At 38.2% G+C, this 16,006-nt stretch carries 16 protein-coding genes; 2 read left to right on the top strand and 14 right to left on the bottom strand.

Annotation, left to right across the window (positions count from 1 at the left end; translation table 11 throughout):
• Nucleotides 1-39: 39 nt before the first annotated feature.
• Nucleotides 40-756 carry an HAD family hydrolase gene (locus tag AC59HZ_RS07820; protein WP_496545250.1) on the bottom strand — a complete coding sequence of 239 codons (717 nt, stop codon included), beginning with the start codon at nt 754-756 and terminating at the stop codon, nt 40-42.
• Between the two features lie 177 nt (nt 757-933).
• Between AC59HZ_RS07820 and AC59HZ_RS07815 the strand changes: the two genes are divergently transcribed.
• On the top strand, nt 934-2,100 hold the full coding sequence (locus tag AC59HZ_RS07815) for a S8 family serine peptidase (protein WP_496545249.1): 1,167 nt from the start codon (nt 934-936) through the stop codon (nt 2,098-2,100).
• A 78-nt stretch (nt 2,101-2,178) separates the two neighbouring features.
• Here AC59HZ_RS07815 and AC59HZ_RS07810 read toward each other — a convergent pair whose 3' ends face one another.
• From AC59HZ_RS07810 to AC59HZ_RS07765, 10 genes are all read right to left on the bottom strand, one after another.
• A complete protein-coding gene (locus AC59HZ_RS07810) occupies nt 2,179-2,892 on the bottom strand; it encodes an ankyrin repeat domain-containing protein (protein ID WP_496545248.1) in 714 nt (237 codons plus the stop codon).
• Nucleotides 2,893-2,901: 9 nt separating this feature from the next.
• Nucleotides 2,902-3,312 carry a nucleoside deaminase gene (locus AC59HZ_RS07805; protein WP_496545247.1) on the bottom strand — a complete coding sequence of 137 codons (411 nt, stop codon included), beginning with the start codon at nt 3,310-3,312 and terminating at the stop codon, nt 2,902-2,904.
• A gap of 53 nt (nt 3,313-3,365) precedes the next feature.
• Nucleotides 3,366-4,055, bottom strand: coding sequence for a response regulator transcription factor (locus AC59HZ_RS07800; protein WP_496545246.1), 690 nt, complete (start codon nt 4,053-4,055; stop codon nt 3,366-3,368).
• Between the two features lie 13 nt (nt 4,056-4,068).
• A complete protein-coding gene (locus tag AC59HZ_RS07795; RefSeq protein WP_496545245.1) occupies nt 4,069-5,526 on the bottom strand; it encodes a sensor histidine kinase in 1,458 nt (485 codons plus the stop codon).
• A 103-nt stretch (nt 5,527-5,629) separates the two neighbouring features.
• Nucleotides 5,630-6,589 carry a DUF4822 domain-containing protein gene (locus AC59HZ_RS07790; protein WP_496545244.1) on the bottom strand — a complete coding sequence of 320 codons (960 nt, stop codon included), beginning with the start codon at nt 6,587-6,589 and terminating at the stop codon, nt 5,630-5,632.
• Nucleotides 6,590-6,763: 174 nt separating this feature from the next.
• Nucleotides 6,764-6,898, bottom strand: coding sequence for a hypothetical protein (locus AC59HZ_RS07785; RefSeq protein WP_496545243.1), 135 nt, complete (start codon nt 6,896-6,898; stop codon nt 6,764-6,766).
• Nucleotides 6,899-7,656: 758 nt separating this feature from the next.
• Complete coding sequence (locus tag AC59HZ_RS07780) at nt 7,657-9,780, bottom strand: glycoside hydrolase family 3 protein (protein WP_496545242.1); 2,124 nt, start codon at nt 9,778-9,780, stop codon at nt 7,657-7,659.
• Between the two features lie 119 nt (nt 9,781-9,899).
• Nucleotides 9,900-11,105: an AraC family transcriptional regulator gene (locus AC59HZ_RS07775; RefSeq protein ID WP_496545241.1), complete on the bottom strand. Its 1,206-nt coding sequence runs from the start codon at nt 11,103-11,105 to the stop codon at nt 9,900-9,902.
• 77 nt (nt 11,106-11,182) lie between these two features.
• Complete coding sequence (locus AC59HZ_RS07770; protein ID WP_496545240.1) at nt 11,183-11,914, bottom strand: GTP cyclohydrolase II; 732 nt, start codon at nt 11,912-11,914, stop codon at nt 11,183-11,185.
• A gap of 53 nt (nt 11,915-11,967) precedes the next feature.
• Nucleotides 11,968-13,068, bottom strand: a complete 1,101-nt coding sequence (locus AC59HZ_RS07765) for an FAD-dependent monooxygenase (RefSeq protein ID WP_496545239.1) — start codon at nt 13,066-13,068, stop codon at nt 11,968-11,970.
• Between the two features lie 183 nt (nt 13,069-13,251).
• Between AC59HZ_RS07765 and AC59HZ_RS07760 the strand changes: the two genes are divergently transcribed.
• A complete protein-coding gene (locus tag AC59HZ_RS07760) occupies nt 13,252-13,575 on the top strand; it encodes a winged helix-turn-helix transcriptional regulator (protein ID WP_496545238.1) in 324 nt (107 codons plus the stop codon).
• A 219-nt stretch (nt 13,576-13,794) separates the two neighbouring features.
• Here the strand turns inward: AC59HZ_RS07760 and AC59HZ_RS07755 are convergent, their stop codons facing one another.
• The 3 genes from AC59HZ_RS07755 to AC59HZ_RS07745 form a co-directional block, all read right to left on the bottom strand.
• Nucleotides 13,795-14,013, bottom strand: a complete 219-nt coding sequence (locus AC59HZ_RS07755; protein WP_496545237.1) for a spore germination protein — start codon at nt 14,011-14,013, stop codon at nt 13,795-13,797.
• A gap of 126 nt (nt 14,014-14,139) precedes the next feature.
• Complete coding sequence (locus AC59HZ_RS07750; protein WP_496545236.1) at nt 14,140-14,937, bottom strand: ABC transporter ATP-binding protein; 798 nt, start codon at nt 14,935-14,937, stop codon at nt 14,140-14,142.
• A gap of 46 nt (nt 14,938-14,983) precedes the next feature.
• Nucleotides 14,984-15,967 carry a fumarylacetoacetate hydrolase family protein gene (locus tag AC59HZ_RS07745; protein WP_496545235.1) on the bottom strand — a complete coding sequence of 328 codons (984 nt, stop codon included), beginning with the start codon at nt 15,965-15,967 and terminating at the stop codon, nt 14,984-14,986.
• Between the last annotated feature and the right edge of the window lie 39 nt (nt 15,968-16,006).

The following is a 16,006-nucleotide window of genomic DNA, read 5'->3' as shown; positions in this document are numbered from 1 at the left end:
ATTGATCAATCGTAATAAAAATGGACCAATGGACTTTTATCAAGTCTTTTGGTCCATTTTATTGATCACAGCCAAAACCGATGAAAGCTTCTCAATTATTGTAAGTGGTTTATGGTTCGTTTCAGGCAATCTATTTCGGTGATTGTACCAGATGGACTGCCATCCTGCTTTACTTGAAGCTGCAATATCATTTGACCACGTATCCCCAATGTAAAGATGCTCACTTGGTGCAAATCCAGTCCTTTGTGCCACGTGAACGAATAGTTCTGGGCTGGGTTTTGCTATTCCTACCTCATCTGAGATAAATATCAATTCCCTATTAAAATACTTCGTAAGCCCGAGGGACTGTATTTTTTTAAACTGGTGTTCGACAGGACCATTCGTAATAATTCCAAGGGTTAAACCATAATTTATGATCGTTTTCAACACATCAGTGACTTCTGGAAATAAATGAAGTTTTTTTGAGTCATGTTCATATTGATTTTGAAATTCAACTGCCTGTTTTATCGTAATTCTAATATCATAGCTTTCTAAAGCAAGAATGATTCGGTTTATTCTAAGATCCTTCAAAGTTATCTCTTTTGCACTATAGCTTTTCCAGAGAGTATCACTGAAATGCCTGAACTTTTTGTATAAAGACACAACATCAATTTCCCGATAATTAATGGGCAGCGTTGCGTTCAGCGCCTTAGAAAAAGGCAAAAGGTGATCATGTAAGGTATCGTCTAGATCAAAAAAGATTGCTTTTATAACCAACTTACTTCCCTCCACATGTTTTTGCTGTTCTAAAAGCTATTTTAACAGTATAAGAATTCTTTTCCTAAACTGTAGGTCCGATTTTTTACTTCTATCCTGCCATTTGCCTTGTCCTCTATCTTCTGCCCCGAATATATTATAGAACCAATCAGGTTAAGGTAAGGTGAATCGCATAATATGGAATTTTCCCCAGATAAAATCCTCATTTGCTTCCGATCCCATGTTTCTAGTCTGAAACGTCTTCAAATCCATCAAGAATTTGGAGCGACGTTGATTGACAATATTACAGAGTTGAATATCGATGTTGTCTCTGTTAAACCCGATCAATTGACTGCAAGTTTGTGTCGTTATTCCGCTTGTAATGAAGTGGAATATGTAGAACGTAACGGGATAGCGAAAGCAACCAGCGAGCCTAATGGATATTCCCCCAACGACTCTCTTTTTCCTCTACAATGGGGACATTTAAAAATTCAGGCTCCACAATCCTGGAGTAAAATTCCTTCTGAAATCCTTAATCCCAATCTTTCACATAATCGGGAGTTAGAACCCAAAACCGATTCTTCCGTTGTTGTAGCGGTACTAGATTCTGGAATAAATAAGCATCACCCTGACTTGTCACAGAAAGTCGTGCTGAATAAAAACTTCTCGGATTCCTCTACAAAGGATGACTTGTACGGACATGGCACTCATGTCGCTGGTATTATTGGTGCAATTACGAATAATAGAATAGGTGTGGCTGCTGTTACCTTTAATGCGGTTAAATTGATGAACGTGAAAGTATTGAATGATAATGGACGAGGTACCATCAGTGGCACTTCGAAAGGAATTATCTTTGCTGCTAATAACGGAGCAAACGTAATAAACATGAGCCTTGCCTCTCCAGAACCAAATGAAACGTTACACCGTGCTGTGCGATATGCATCAAAAAAAGGAGTAGTGTTGATTTCATCTGCAGGAAACTATGGAACAAGTCAGAAACACTATCCGGCGGCTTTTCCTGAAGTGATTAGTGTGGCTGCAACCGATCAAAACGATCAACTCGCATCCTTTTCCAACTTTGGAGTATCATGGGTGGATGTTGCAGCACCTGGTGTTTCTATTTGGTCGACACTTCCAACTCATTCTAATCCTATGGGAAGAAAGGTTACAGGACCTCTTAGCGGAACATCTCAGGCATCTTCGTTTGTAAGTGGACTGGCTGGTTTAATCTTGGCCATTAATCCAAAATCTAAAGGAAGTGTAAGGCGAATAATAGAATCGAATACTGACCCAATCCCAGGGCAAGGCAGTTTATATAAGTTTGGACGAATCAATGCTTTTAAAGCGGTCAAAAACGTGCCTTAAATTTCCTTGAAATATAAAACTATACAACATAAAAAGGATGAAACCATTGTGGCTTCATCCCTCGCTTATTAGAGCGTTCTATCTTTTTGCACCCGCTTGCAGAAGAATTTTCTCAATTTCTGCAAAGTTTCTTTTGCTCGCATGTTGAAAAGGTGTTACACCCTCGGAATCTGGTATGTTTACATCTGCTCCGTGGTCTATTAACAGCTTGATGGTTTCCTGTTGTTTCTTTCCGCCGTCACTTAGGACAATAGCCTCCATTAATGCTGTCCAACCTAAATTGTTTATATGATTGACATCTATTTCTGTTTTTTCTAGCAGTTCATTAACCACGTCCACATATCCATGTTCGGAAGCTGGAATGAGGGCTGTACCGCCGTACCTGTTTAAAATTTTTGGATTGGCCCCCGCCTCAATAGTAAGCCTTAAAATTCCAATATAACCTTCTGCACCAGCATATAGGAACGGATTATTTTTCATATTATCCTGTATATTAACATCCGCTCCCTTTTCAATTAAGGCTTTGGTTGTTTCTAAATCATTAGCATAGGTAGCAATCATGACCGCTGTCCTTCCCATACTATCTTGGCTATTTATATTTACTCCCTTATTTAAAAAGCTATTAACCTCGTCTATTTTTCCGTTTTCTACAGCTTTAAAAAATTGTTCTTTCATATTAACCGCCTTTTCTATCGGAACTTCACTTGACTTTTCAACTATTTTGGGGCTTTGACAACCTGCCAAAATAAGGAACATGATACAAAAAGAAAGTGATTTACGTTTCATAAACAATCCATTTCATTAATCAATTGATAATTGGATTAGTTTATTTGTTCTTTCTTCGTTTGATAGTCCAACTTGTTCATAGATTTTTTTTGCTTGCATCGCGAGAGGATTTCCTTCCATCGGATTGGCAAAATAAATCTTATTCATATTTGCAAGATAAATAGCGCTTAAACACATTGGACACGGTTCACCGCTTGCATACAATTCACATTCGGATAAGTCTTCTGTCCCTAATGAACGTGTAGCTTTACTGATGGCCTGCAGTTCTGCATGTGTTGTTGGATCGTGTGTTGCGAGGACATCATTAACTCCTTCAGCAATAATTGTTCCATCTTTTACAATAACCGCCCCAAATGGTTTTCCGCCTTTTTCCGCATTATTTTTTGCAAGATTGATGGCATATTCCATCCATTTTTTATTACTCATTGAAACTCACTCCTATTAATTATTTTAATTATTTTTCTGTAATTTGGATTCATTTAAACCGATATCATATAGCCTGCGCCCCATACTGTTTCGATAAATTGAGGATTGGAGGGATCCTTTTCAATTTTGCCGCGGATTTTTCTGATATGAACTGTGATGGTGGTAATATCCCCGGAGGAATCTAGGCCCCAAATGGTTTCGAAAAGATCCTCTTTGCTAAAAACACGATTTGGATGCTGTGCTAAGTAAAGTAATAGATCAAATTCTTTTGCAGTTAACGCGACCCTCTGATTATTCACATAAACCTTTCGAGCCATTTCATCAATGACTAGCCCTCGGATTCTTATTTCCTGTTTTATTGTATCAGTGCTCCCTACTAAACGCTCATAGCGTGCCAAATGGGCCTTCACCCTAGCAACAAGCTCCCCTGGACTGAACGGCTTAATAATATAATCATCGGCTCCAAGACCCAAACCTCTTATTTTATCAATATCTTCCTTTTTAGCCGAGACAAATAAGATGGGGATATTCTTTACAGCTCTAACTTGTTTGCAGATCTCGAATCCATCTACCTCTGGCAGCATGACGTCGATAATTAATAAGTCATAATCTTTATTTAGTGCACGCTTTAATCCTTCTTTGCCAGAGGTTTGTAATTCAACATCATAACCATTAATCTCAAGGTAATCTTGTTGTAGCTCTCCAATATCAAGATCATCTTCTACGATTAAAATTTTTTTCAAAGTATTCACCACTCTATTTCGACTTCTTCAATGTAAAGAGGATACTCGTACCTACTCCTAATTGACTTTTCACCCATATATCACCGCCATGCTCCGTGATAATCTGCTTTGAAATGGCAAGACCTAGCCCGGTTCCGCCGGTAGATTGATTTCTTGATGCGTCCACACGATAAAAACGCTCAAAAATATATGGCAAAGATTTAGGCTCAATTCCAGTGCCATTATCGCGGACCTCGATTTCAACAAAATCTTCCTCATCATTTAAAAAAATGGTGATGATTTTTTCTGGTTTTTTCATATGCTTTACGGAGTTAACAATGATATTAGTCATTACCCTCCTTAATTGATCACGGTCAGCAATTACCATCGCAGCATTTTCCATCCGATTTTCTACAGTAATCTTAATACCTTTTTCCTCTAAATCAAAATTTATTTCCTCAGTAAAGTTTTTTATAAACCGCAATATATCAATGTCCACAAAGGCAAACGGAAGTTTTTTTAAATCAAGCTTAGAAAAAAGAAATAAATCATCAATTAATTGATCCATATCTGTCGCTTTTCGTTTAATGGTAGAAAGGTATTTATCCAATTTCCCCTGTGAAACTGCAACGCCATCCTGAATTCCTTCAATATAGCCTTTAATAGATGTTATAGGGGTTTTTAAATCATGAGAAATATTGGAAATTAATTCCTTTCTACTTTCTTCATACTGAAGTTGCAGGTCAATGGATTCTTTTAGTTTTATCCTCATTTTGTCAAAGGCATTGCTAAGCTCGCCTATTTCATCGTGCCTAACGTTATCAATCTTTACATTTAAATTACCTTCTCCCATTTGTTCTGTTGCATTTTTCAAAGAAAAAAGCGGCTTAATAATACTCCTGGATACAAAATAACTTAATAGACCATTTACAAGAATTAAGGAAAGAAATAATAATCCGAATATTAACGGAAATAAACTTCTAGACAGCTCAACAAAGGGGCTTACTTCCCTCATAATGATAACACTGCCCTTTTCCTGATCCTGAAAATAAAAATCGAATTTAACATATAAAAAAAATTGATGATTGATACTGATGGTATCTCTTACTTTAATATTTTCTGGTTCAAAAGAAGGCAGCTTTTTTACGTCCTTTATAGAATTTAGTATCTTTGAGGAATGGACAATTTTTTCTCCTTTACGGATGATTAATCCAGAAGCAACTGGCTCTAATTTTTGATCAAATTGTTTAAGAAAGGTTTCATTTAACAATTGATTTGGTTGTTTTTTAGCTAAATATTTAACATCCAGGAATACATTTTCCTCTGGTTTTGTTAAAGGCTTGAGCGCATATTGACGTGTATACAAATCTTTAATACTGCGGACATCACCTGTAATCGCCACTGGGATTAACATAGCACTTATGATAAATAAAACTAGTGTTACGATTAGCATTGTTGTATGTGAAATTAATAATCTCCACCGAATGGACATAAGCGTGCCTCCTGATCCGAGGTACAGGTTTAATAAATTTACCGAAAAGGGAACAAGGTTGTCACCTGTTTGTAGACAACCTTGTTTCATATTCTATTATTCCTTAAAAACCAAATTTTGGTTTAAGATCACCATGATATGGTTCATGTTCTACGAAAATAATAATGTCCTTACCATCTTTGTCTTTACCAGTTCTTTTATAGGTAAATTTCTTTTGATTAAGCTCAGTAAGTTCTAGCGCGGCACCATACTTCCTATCTCCAATTGAAACATGGGCTCTTATTTTATTACCGTGTGCAACATCGAAATAGCCATAATCACCGCGGCTTACGCCTGTTTCAGCATTGTAAAACTCATATTTATTCGTCTTGGCATCAAATTTTGCCAGACTTATAAAATTTGCATTATACATTGTTACATCATTGCCGTTTTCATCTAATACCTTTGTTCCGTGCCAAAGGGTGCTGCCTAAAATTTTATCTCCATCAACGTTTTTAATAATAACACCTGTACTAGTGTTCAACTGCTTGTCAGGATCAGTAAAAGACAGATCTTTTTCTTTATAGGGAACGTGTTCAACGAATACCTCTACATCGTTGCCATTAGCATCTTTTCCGATTCTTTTATAAGTAAAAACATCCTTATTTAGTTTTGTCATGTCGACAATTGCTTGGTAATTCATTGATTCTGAAATTAATATTCTTTTCTTCCCATCATTGGTGATAAAGAAAGTTCCTTTATCGCCGCGACTATTCCCCGTTTTAGCATCAAAAAATTCATATCTTCCTGATTTCGCGTCATATTTCGCAAGGCCAATGAAGTTTGCATTCTCTTTTGTCAAGTCATTCCCATTTTTGTCGTATACTCTTGTACCTTGCCATTCGGTACTACTAAGGATGTTAGCCATTTTCTGACCTTTAGTCAATTTATGTTCTGAATGCTTTTGTATTGTTGTTATCTCTTTCTTTTGTTCACTTGCGTTAACTGGCGTACTTGTACTAATAGCACCTATTGCTATTGTCACCCCGAGTAAAGATGATATTAATTTTGCTTTATTAATCATTTTTTCATCTCCTAATTATGACTTCGTCGACGTAAATTGATTGTACCTGATAGAACTTAACTCCCTATATAAGAATTATTAACAAAGTCTTAACTTTTTAGTTTTAAACATTAAGTCGGGAATACGAAACAAGGAAAAACCTACTAACCTGATTGAAAGTAGGTTTTTCTTTTACTATTCACTGTCTTGAGTGGTATTGAAAAATTCTCGCTGCTCTTTTTCGTCAGCATTTACCTTATTGTTGGCCTTGCCCATTTTTCCATCTGATTCGTAACTTAAATTCTGTGGTGTTTTTATATTTTTTTCCATTGTAATCCCCTTTCAAAACTAGTATGTCCACCATCATTTTATTGTCTGATTAGGTTGGAAAAATATACTCTATCACAAATCACCTTCGACTCTATTTTTTAGTAGTGACGGGTTTATTAGCCGTTCTTATCGACCGTCATCTACATTTTTTAGTACTGTCGGGCTTTATGAACTGCTCTTATCGACCCTCGTCTCTATTTTTTAGTACTGTCGGGCTTTATGAGCCGCTCTTATCGACCGTCGTCTCCATTTTTTAGTACTGTCGGGCTTTATGAACCGCTCTTATCGACCTTCATCTCCATTTTTTAGTACTGTCGGGCTTTATGAACCGCTCTTATCGACCTTCATCTCCATTTTTTAGTACTGTCGGGCTTTATGAACCGCTCTTATCGACCGTCATCTCCATTTTTTAGTACTGACGGGCTTTATGAACCGCTCTTATCGACCGTCATCTCCATTTTTTAGTACTGACGGGCTTTATGAACCGCTCTTATCGACCGTCATCTCCATTTTTTAGTACTGACGGGCTTTATGAACCGCTCTTATCGACCGTCATCTCCATTTTTTAGTACTGTCGGGCTTTATGAACTGCTCTTATCGACCGTCGTCTCTATTTTTTACTGCTGACGGGCTTTATGAACCGCTCTTATCGACCGTCGCCTCCTTTTACAAATAATACTGGTCACTCCTCGGGAGGGTAAAAAAAAAGCGTCAAACCCTGAATAACCAAGGTTTAACGCTGCCCGCCTTCAGCTGCATTAAAATGTTAACCCATGACCAAGTTTATAGACATTACCATCGCTATCCTTATAGGCATATTGGAGTCCGTCAGGCATATATTGATCCTTGTCGTAACCTGGTACATCGTTTCTTGACACACAATTACCATTTTCATCAACTGCAATGACTGCATCACTCGCAGGCAATGTCAACGGTAATACCCCAACTGGACGGCTTTTGCCTTCCATTACCTCATACTGCGCCTTATAGTAGGTATCGTATCCAGCAATCAATACATCTGCAAGAGGTTCAACATTTCCAAGTATCCACGGCAGAATGACATTCACGCTAATAATGACTTTTCCTCCTCGGATATGGATACTGTCCGCTACTTCCTTTAGATGATCCATTCCAGTCAAAGTCGTTTCTTGATACGTAGAACCATCTAAAGCAGTTAAAGTCTTATTCTCGCATATTTCAAGTTCTAAAAGTCCAGGTGTCGCGTTGAAATAAGCACCGGATTTTGGACTTAAAAACAATATCGCTGCATCAGCTTCTTCGTAGTTATCAGTCAAAGTAAACTGCCCAAGTTCTTGGCATTCCTTCCTAGCTTTTTCAGTGTAAGAAGCTGCACGTTCTGGCTCCTTGTGAAAAACTTCTATATAAACCTTTTTATTATTAAGCTTTTCCGCTGTTAATGGCAAGGTCTGATTGTGATTTTTTAGTACAGTTACTGATTTTTTATGCGCTTCATATGCTGCATCCCAGTTAGCCGGATTGTTAACCACTTCAGCGGCATGATCTGGTGAAACATAGGTACGATCATCGAATAGTCCTAAAGCAAACATTTCTGTAAGGAGTCGTACATTCGCTTCATCGATGCGTTTAACACTGATCCTGCCGTTCTCAATTGCTTTTTTAAGATTTTCAACATCATTTGTGTCTGAAACAAGATCTGTTCCGGCATTGATCGCTTTTGCAAAACGTTCTGCTTCGCTTAAGTTTTCAACGCCCCAGCTCATTTTATTTGTAACGCCGCTGTCACTATTGATATATCCTTTGAATCCAAGCTTTCCTCTAAGGATCTGATTTAAGAAATAATGATTAAATGTAAAGCCCACCTCTTCAAAAGGGATGTCTTCACCTTGGAATTCTTGTACTACACTTTTTTTGATGCTTGGAATGGAGTAATATGGCATAAATGATGAAGTCCCATGATCTGCTGCTGCCTGAAACGGAGGCAGGTGATACTTTTCTAAGCTTCCTGGCGTAGGGTATAGATTCCACTTTCCTTCTTCATAATGGGGATCAAAACCATTTTCTCTTGCTCCGCCGCCAGGAAAATGCTTGGTTGTCATCGCAATACTATGGTTTCCTAATTCCTCCCCTTGAAATCCATCTATAAGACGTCCGATCGCATCTGAAATAAATTCCGGGTCTTCTCCAAACGTACCATAAATCCGCTGCCATCTTGGGTCTGTAACGGTATCTGCCATATACATATAACCCTTCCTTATCCCAACCGCATCCCACTCATCATGGGCTATTTCAGCAAATTGGCTGATAAGCGAAGCATCACCGCCATTTTTGATTTCCCCTTTTGCTGCTGCAGCAAGCCCTAACGTTCCCGGCCAAGTGGAGAAAATCCCGGCGGCATCATTCATGCCAAAGATAAACTCTGTATTTTCGTTTCTTGAATTCGATGCGATTAAACAAGGAATACCAAGGCGTGTTCCCTCACATACCTCATTCATGGTATTGACCCACTCTGCCATTTGAGCCGGGCTCCAATTGTCACGGAGAATGAAGTGTCGCAAATGCATATTTTCAATGGTATGGGTTGTTCCCCATATTTTTGAAGCAGCAAAAATATTTTCACCTTTCTCCACAATACCTTCATCCAGCACACCATCATGACTTGTCTTACTCTTATCCTTTTGAGAAAGGCCCATCTGACGTGTATTGATAAGCATCATACCGACCTTTTCATCGATATTCATCAATGATAACAGATTCTCGGCACGTTCTTTCGGACTCAATCGCCAATCCTTATAAGGATCCAGTTTCCCATTTCCATTCAAATCTTTAAATTTTAAGCCATCCACTTCAATGATATTCTTGACTCTAACTTCAAGATTCGGTTGTTTAGATTTATGTGCCATTTTAATCCCTCCTAAGCTAGATACACATCCCTTAGGTTCATATTAGCGTTTTGAACACGGTTTCACACCCAATATTGCTGACTTTTATATAAAATTGCCCACTAGTCCAAAATATTTTTTTAATTGTTTACCGTCTTAATATAATCTGTAGCGGTCATTCCTTTTACCTCTTTAAATATTTTACAAAAATAATTATAGCTGCTAAATCCCACTTGCAAACCAATGTCAGTTATAGATAAACGCCCTTGTTCTATTAGAAAAACGGCCTCATTAATTCGCTTTTGTTGAAGATAATCAATCAAACTAATTTTCATTTCTTCTTTAAATTTCTGCGCGAGGTAGGATCGATTAAACCCAATTTCATCTGCTATCCTTTGCAAATTGATGGGTTCTTGAAAATTGAGATTGATATACATTAACGCTTTCCTTACCACTTTGCTGTGCCCTTTAACAGCGAAATTCTTAACCGCCTCACAATATTCATCTATCATATTGAAGCTTAACGAATCTAATTCGGCCATTGTAACCGCTGCCTCAATCCTAAGGGCAAACTTTTCCGAAATCGCATGTAAATACTGAGGTTCCACTCCTCCCTTTGCGGCCGCTAACCGGTTCAGCGTATTGCTTGAAAAGCTAAGATTCTTTTTCGCCCTTAAAGGATTCCCCGGAACTCTATATGAAAAATCACCTGTATAATCAATCAAAGCTTTCATCGCATTTTCTTTATCACCTAATTCGATAAAATGCAAAAATTTCTTCTCTGCCCCATACCTTAATTTAACTTCTAACCCATCCATATCATAATTCTGCGGCTGTACATCCGGCTGATAAGGCGCATTTCTTTTTTTCGTCGTAATGAATTGGGAGGCAACCCGCGGATTAACTAATAAATTGACTAACAAATCCCCGATTGCTAAGTAGGATTGTCCCAAATAGGGTAATGATTTATAAAATTTCTCAATTGGTTTTAACCAATTATTTTCAAGATGATTTTCCTTCAGGACATTCCAGATCAATTGGTCAGTTACCCGCTCATTCAAGAAAGGTCCTCCTAAAAATATCCCTTGAAACTGTCCATCCTCATAAAGGCCAACTGCCAAATACGAAAGTTGAAAAGAATCTGTATGAAAACAAAAACTATATTTATTTGCCTCTTCTACCGCTTTCTGAACATCCACATACATTCTCTTTCGGCTTTCAATAAATATGTAAGGCTCACTGTCATCTGATATGTGCAATATCGTTTGTAATTGATGATCAACCACTTGTACATCTATTTTAAAAGCATTTTTAATTAGCCAGCATTTACTCAATAGTTCATCCACGTTCATCATCCTTCAAATTCATTCATACCTATTTATAATGTGAAAAAAAGCAAGGAAAAATTTCTCCTTGCTTGCGACTACCCCATATGTCCTGATTTTTTTACTTTCGTTTGTAAGTATTTTTCATTGTACTCGGAGATATCCCCCCAAAGTGGAGTTCTTCCGGAAACGGGAAGCCCCGCTGCTTTCAATGCTTTTAGTTTTTTCGGATTGTTTGTAATGAGTGTTACCGGTTTTGTTCTTAATGCTTTAAGGACTTCGATGGCATCATCGTAATTCCTTGAATCATCCGCAAAACCAAGTTCCTCATTCGCCTCTACGGTATCGAATCCATTTTCCTGAAGAAGATAGGCGATTGCCTTGCTAAATAAGCCAATACCTCTGCCTTCATGGTTGGCTAAATAAAATAAAGCCCCTGTTCCATGCTCGTTAATCATTTTCATCGATTGTTTAAGCTGAAAACCACAATCGCAGCGCTTGCTGCCAAAGATGTCTCCCGTATGGCAGATTGAGTGCATTCTAATTAATGCCTCCTCGCCATATTCAAAATCCCCAAAAATGAGCACACTTGATTGCTGATAATCTGCTAGATTAGCTGACGATAGTTGATCAATCACATGCTGAAAATCTTCCGTTGCATTTTCGCTCTTCAGCCAGCTATACCATTTAAACTCGACTGTTTTCCCATCTAAGTTAACAGGCAGCTTGATTGGCCCAACCAGATAAATGGCTTCATTGCCTTTCTTTATCATTTTTATTTTATCCTCTAATAAAGAGAAAACATTTGAATTTAATTTTACTTGTTCCACTATGATTTCCCCCGCTTCCACATATTCATAGATTTATGCCATTCCTCGAACCCTTAGGATAATACCGAAACGACAAAATTATCTTGATACGTTCTCTCTTTCACAAACTGCTGCATTTGTAGTCTTTCGACGTCATCACGCCGCGAAAGTTCAAACGGTTTTAATTGAGCAGCACTCACATCCTGTTTGTTCAGTGCCTTGCCTATGACATCAGCTAAAACATCCGCATCCATTAAGGCACAATTAATACCAAAGGCTCCAGTCGGACTCATCGTATGGGCTGCGTCCCCCATAATGACGACTCCGTCCTTCACCCAAGTTGGACATTGACAGCTTTGTACCTTTAATAAAATAAAATCATTCCAGGATTGAATCCGTGTTTGAAGCGTTTCAGTTAACTCTGGAAAAGCCGCCATTACTCGCTCAATAAATGGGGCGAAAGATTGTTTTTTCAAAGTTGTATACGAATTCTCCTCAATATTCCAGCCAATCTGGATAAACCCGCCTGCTTGAGTAAATAAGGCAAGCTGCTGTCCATCGATAAGTGCATTTTTAATGACCGGCTCCCAACCTGCAGGGCTTGGAATCTTCGCCCAAAGCAGATCATACCCGTGTTTAATCGTTGTAAAGGAGAAGTCTGCCAGTTTTCTAACAGACGAGTACCGCCCATCTGCACCTACAACGACCTTACAGTGAATGGTCATTTCTTCGTCGCCCTTATTAGCTTTCAGACCGGCAACACTGCCAGTTTTATCAAAAATTAACTCAGACACCTTTGTCCCCATCATCAATTTGTAATTCGCAAAGGATTCAGAAGCTGAAATCAATGCACTTAACAAATTCTTTTGTGGAACATGGATCCCGACATGCTTCTCTCCATCAGCAGGTGTGACTGTCTTGATTACCTCTCCATTGTACCTATATTCGATTCGGTCCATTAAAAGCAGTCCAGCTTGCTCGACTTGATGATAAAGACCATGTTTTTTTAAAATTTGTTCTCCGTCCTGATTAAGATGTTCGCCCCTGAATTCCTTGTCTATTCCCTCATGACGTTCGAGAACAATCGTTGAAATGCCTTTTTTCGCAAGCAAATATCCTAAAAGGGCGCCGCCGGGACCTGCACCAACAATGCAAACATCCGACTCCATATTCATGATTGAAAACCCCTTTTTATGTTAATGACATATTGATAAAACCAATTGGTTAGAGTAAAATAAAATTAGTTAGTTACTTTATGTAAGTAATTATATTTTTTAAACTTACTTATGTCAAATAAATTTGTGTTGTATTGTAATTATACAATTAATACTAATTATACTAATAAAGGGTGATGAACAATGAATCAGTCTATCATGTGTCCTCGATTTGAAAAAGCGATGGGGATCTTGAGCCAACGGTGGACCGGTCTTGTCCTTTATCAACTGTTATCAGGACCGAAGCGCTTCTGCGCATTAGAATCTTCTATGGGAATAAGCGGGAGGGTTCTTTCGGAGCGACTAAAGGATTTAGAGAATCTTGATATCGTTAAACGCGAAGTATTCCCGGAAACACCAGTACGAATTGAATATTCTTTAACCGAAAAAGGGCAAGCCTTACAGCCGATTATAAAAGAAATAGAAAAATGGTCCCAAACCTGGCTGCCAGTTGAATCAAATCAATAAAAATAATGGATGAATCTAATAAAGCTTGCGCTTTCCAGATTCATCCTTCTTTCGTTCGAACGAGATTTAACTATAACTAATTCCATTATGTTATTCTCACATTAGAGAGAAATAAAAATGTTTATATTCTGGAAATTACTTTATTAAAATAAAAACCGCATCCCCAATTTTTTTAGGAAGCGGTTTTTTATTACACACCCAAACATCAAATAACTTAAATTAATTATCATTAACAATTGGCTGGTCAATTACATCAGTATCCACTGTGTTGGTTGTACTAGGCCCATTAATATTTAGGATATTAACACCATTATTTGAAGCGCCTGAACCATGTGTACTCTTCAATGCATTTTTGGGAGATACAAATACTGCTCCGCCAAATTGGATTACTCCGCCAGTAACAGTATCAATTTTCACTTGAATTGGAAAACCGGACATATAGACCATCCTTTAAGTTAAATTCCTTAAAGCAATGTATGCCAAGTTCGAACATTTTGTTCATGCATATAAAATGTCACTTCGTAAACAAATTTGAATTCAAAAGCACACGATACTTTTTGATAATTACGTTGAGAAAACTTTCTCTTTCTTTTTAGAAAGGAGAGGCCGGTTATTCTCCCAAAAGACATTTACAGGGAGCTCAAAGAATGGAGTGAGATTTTCACTTGAAATCATTTCTTCTGTATTTCCCGCTGCATAAACCTGCCCCTCTTTCAGTAATAGTGTTTTATTGAAAACAGGCAGGATTTCCTCCACGTGATGAGTAACATAGATAATGGTTGGCGCATCAGGCTGTGCAGTAATACTTTCAATAGATTCCAACAGCTGCTCACGGGCAATAAAATCCAATCCGTTGGTTGGCTCGTCAAGTATAAGCAAAGATGGATCAGCCATTAGGGCACGGGCAATGAGAACCCGCTGCTTTTCTCCTTGGGATAATGTTTGATAATTTCGGTTGGCATACGCGTTGCAGCCAAGCACCTCTATTAAAGAACCTGCTTTTTTTCTCATTTCATCTGTTGGGATTTCGTATAGTCCAATGGAAGCAAATGCTCCACTAAGGACCACTTCAAAGGCATTATCTCCGGAATGAAATTTTTCTTGAAGGGAGGACGAAACAAACCCAATCTGCTTTCGAAGCTTGTCACCCAGGTAGGTCTTTCCGAATTCCATTCCTAGTACATTGATCTTCCCTTTTGTCGGGAAAAAGTACGCGTTAAGCAGATTTAGGATGGCTGTTTTACCGGAGCCATTTAATCCAAATAGTACCCAATGGTCCCCTTTATCAATTTGCCACTTAACGTTTTGTAAAATCCACTTTCCATCCCGTTTCAACGAGACGTTATCAAGTTGTACAATCATCTTGTTTCTCCTTTCCTTACGGATTCAATTCAAGTGTGAATAAAATCTATTTTGAACTGACAAGGTTTTTACTCTTAACCACTTTATTTTTTTGCTCGCCTAAATCAATTTTCCCATTTGCACTATTAATTTGACAGCGAATGATATCCCCATCCCTTAGGTATTTACCGCCTTCTAATTGCTTTTCCACAAGCAAATCCAGCTTTTGCTGATATGGGACCGACAAATTTGATAGCAGTGCATTTACTTCTGGTGAAAGATTCAGTGCAACCCCGCCGCCAGTGCCGGTTACGATCAAATCCCCTGGAGATAGATCCATCACCTCTGAGAGTTCAGTTAGTGTTTCAGCAGGCTTATATAGTAATTGACTAGAGTTGCAGGATTGCCTTAATTCATCATTTACCCAAAGATTGAGCTGAAGATCATGAATCAACGGCAGTTCATCCTTGTCAAGCAAGTAAAGATAAGGACCTACAGGACAAAAAGTTCGAAAGCTTTTTCCTTTTAGCCATTGCCCCTGAGGTAATTGTACATCACGCGCTGAAACATCATTGACAATAACTAGACCGGCAATATATTGATGAAGATTTTCGTCGTACACTTTCACTTGCTCTGTGATATCTGCTCCGATTACCAGCCCTAGTTCAAGTTCATAGTCCAGCAGTTTTACATTCAAAGGGCGAACAATTTCATTGTATGCACCGCACAAAGAACTATCTGCTTTACTAAAAATCATATTGAAAGGCGGCCTTGTTGCTTCCATTCCTGTCTCTGAACGATGTGTAGCGTAATTTACACCCTGACAAATTATTCTCGCGGGCTTGGTCACCGGACTCAACAATGTTACTTCATTTAATGAAATATTCTCTGCCTTTTCCTGTTCTTTTATTTTTGCTGCTTCCTCTTTCCCCTTTTCCAAAAAATCAGCTAAGCTGTTATATGTACCTTGTAATACACTGATCGTTTCTCCTGAAAGAACTCCCCATCGTTCTTTTTGGTCTTTTTCAAATCTTACAATCTGTAACCCCATTTTCCTGTCTCCTCTCATTCATCAAAATTTAGTTAATAT

This window comes from Neobacillus sp. DZ-9 (assembly GCF_059587065.1).
This window is presented reverse-complemented; position numbering and strand designations above follow the sequence as displayed.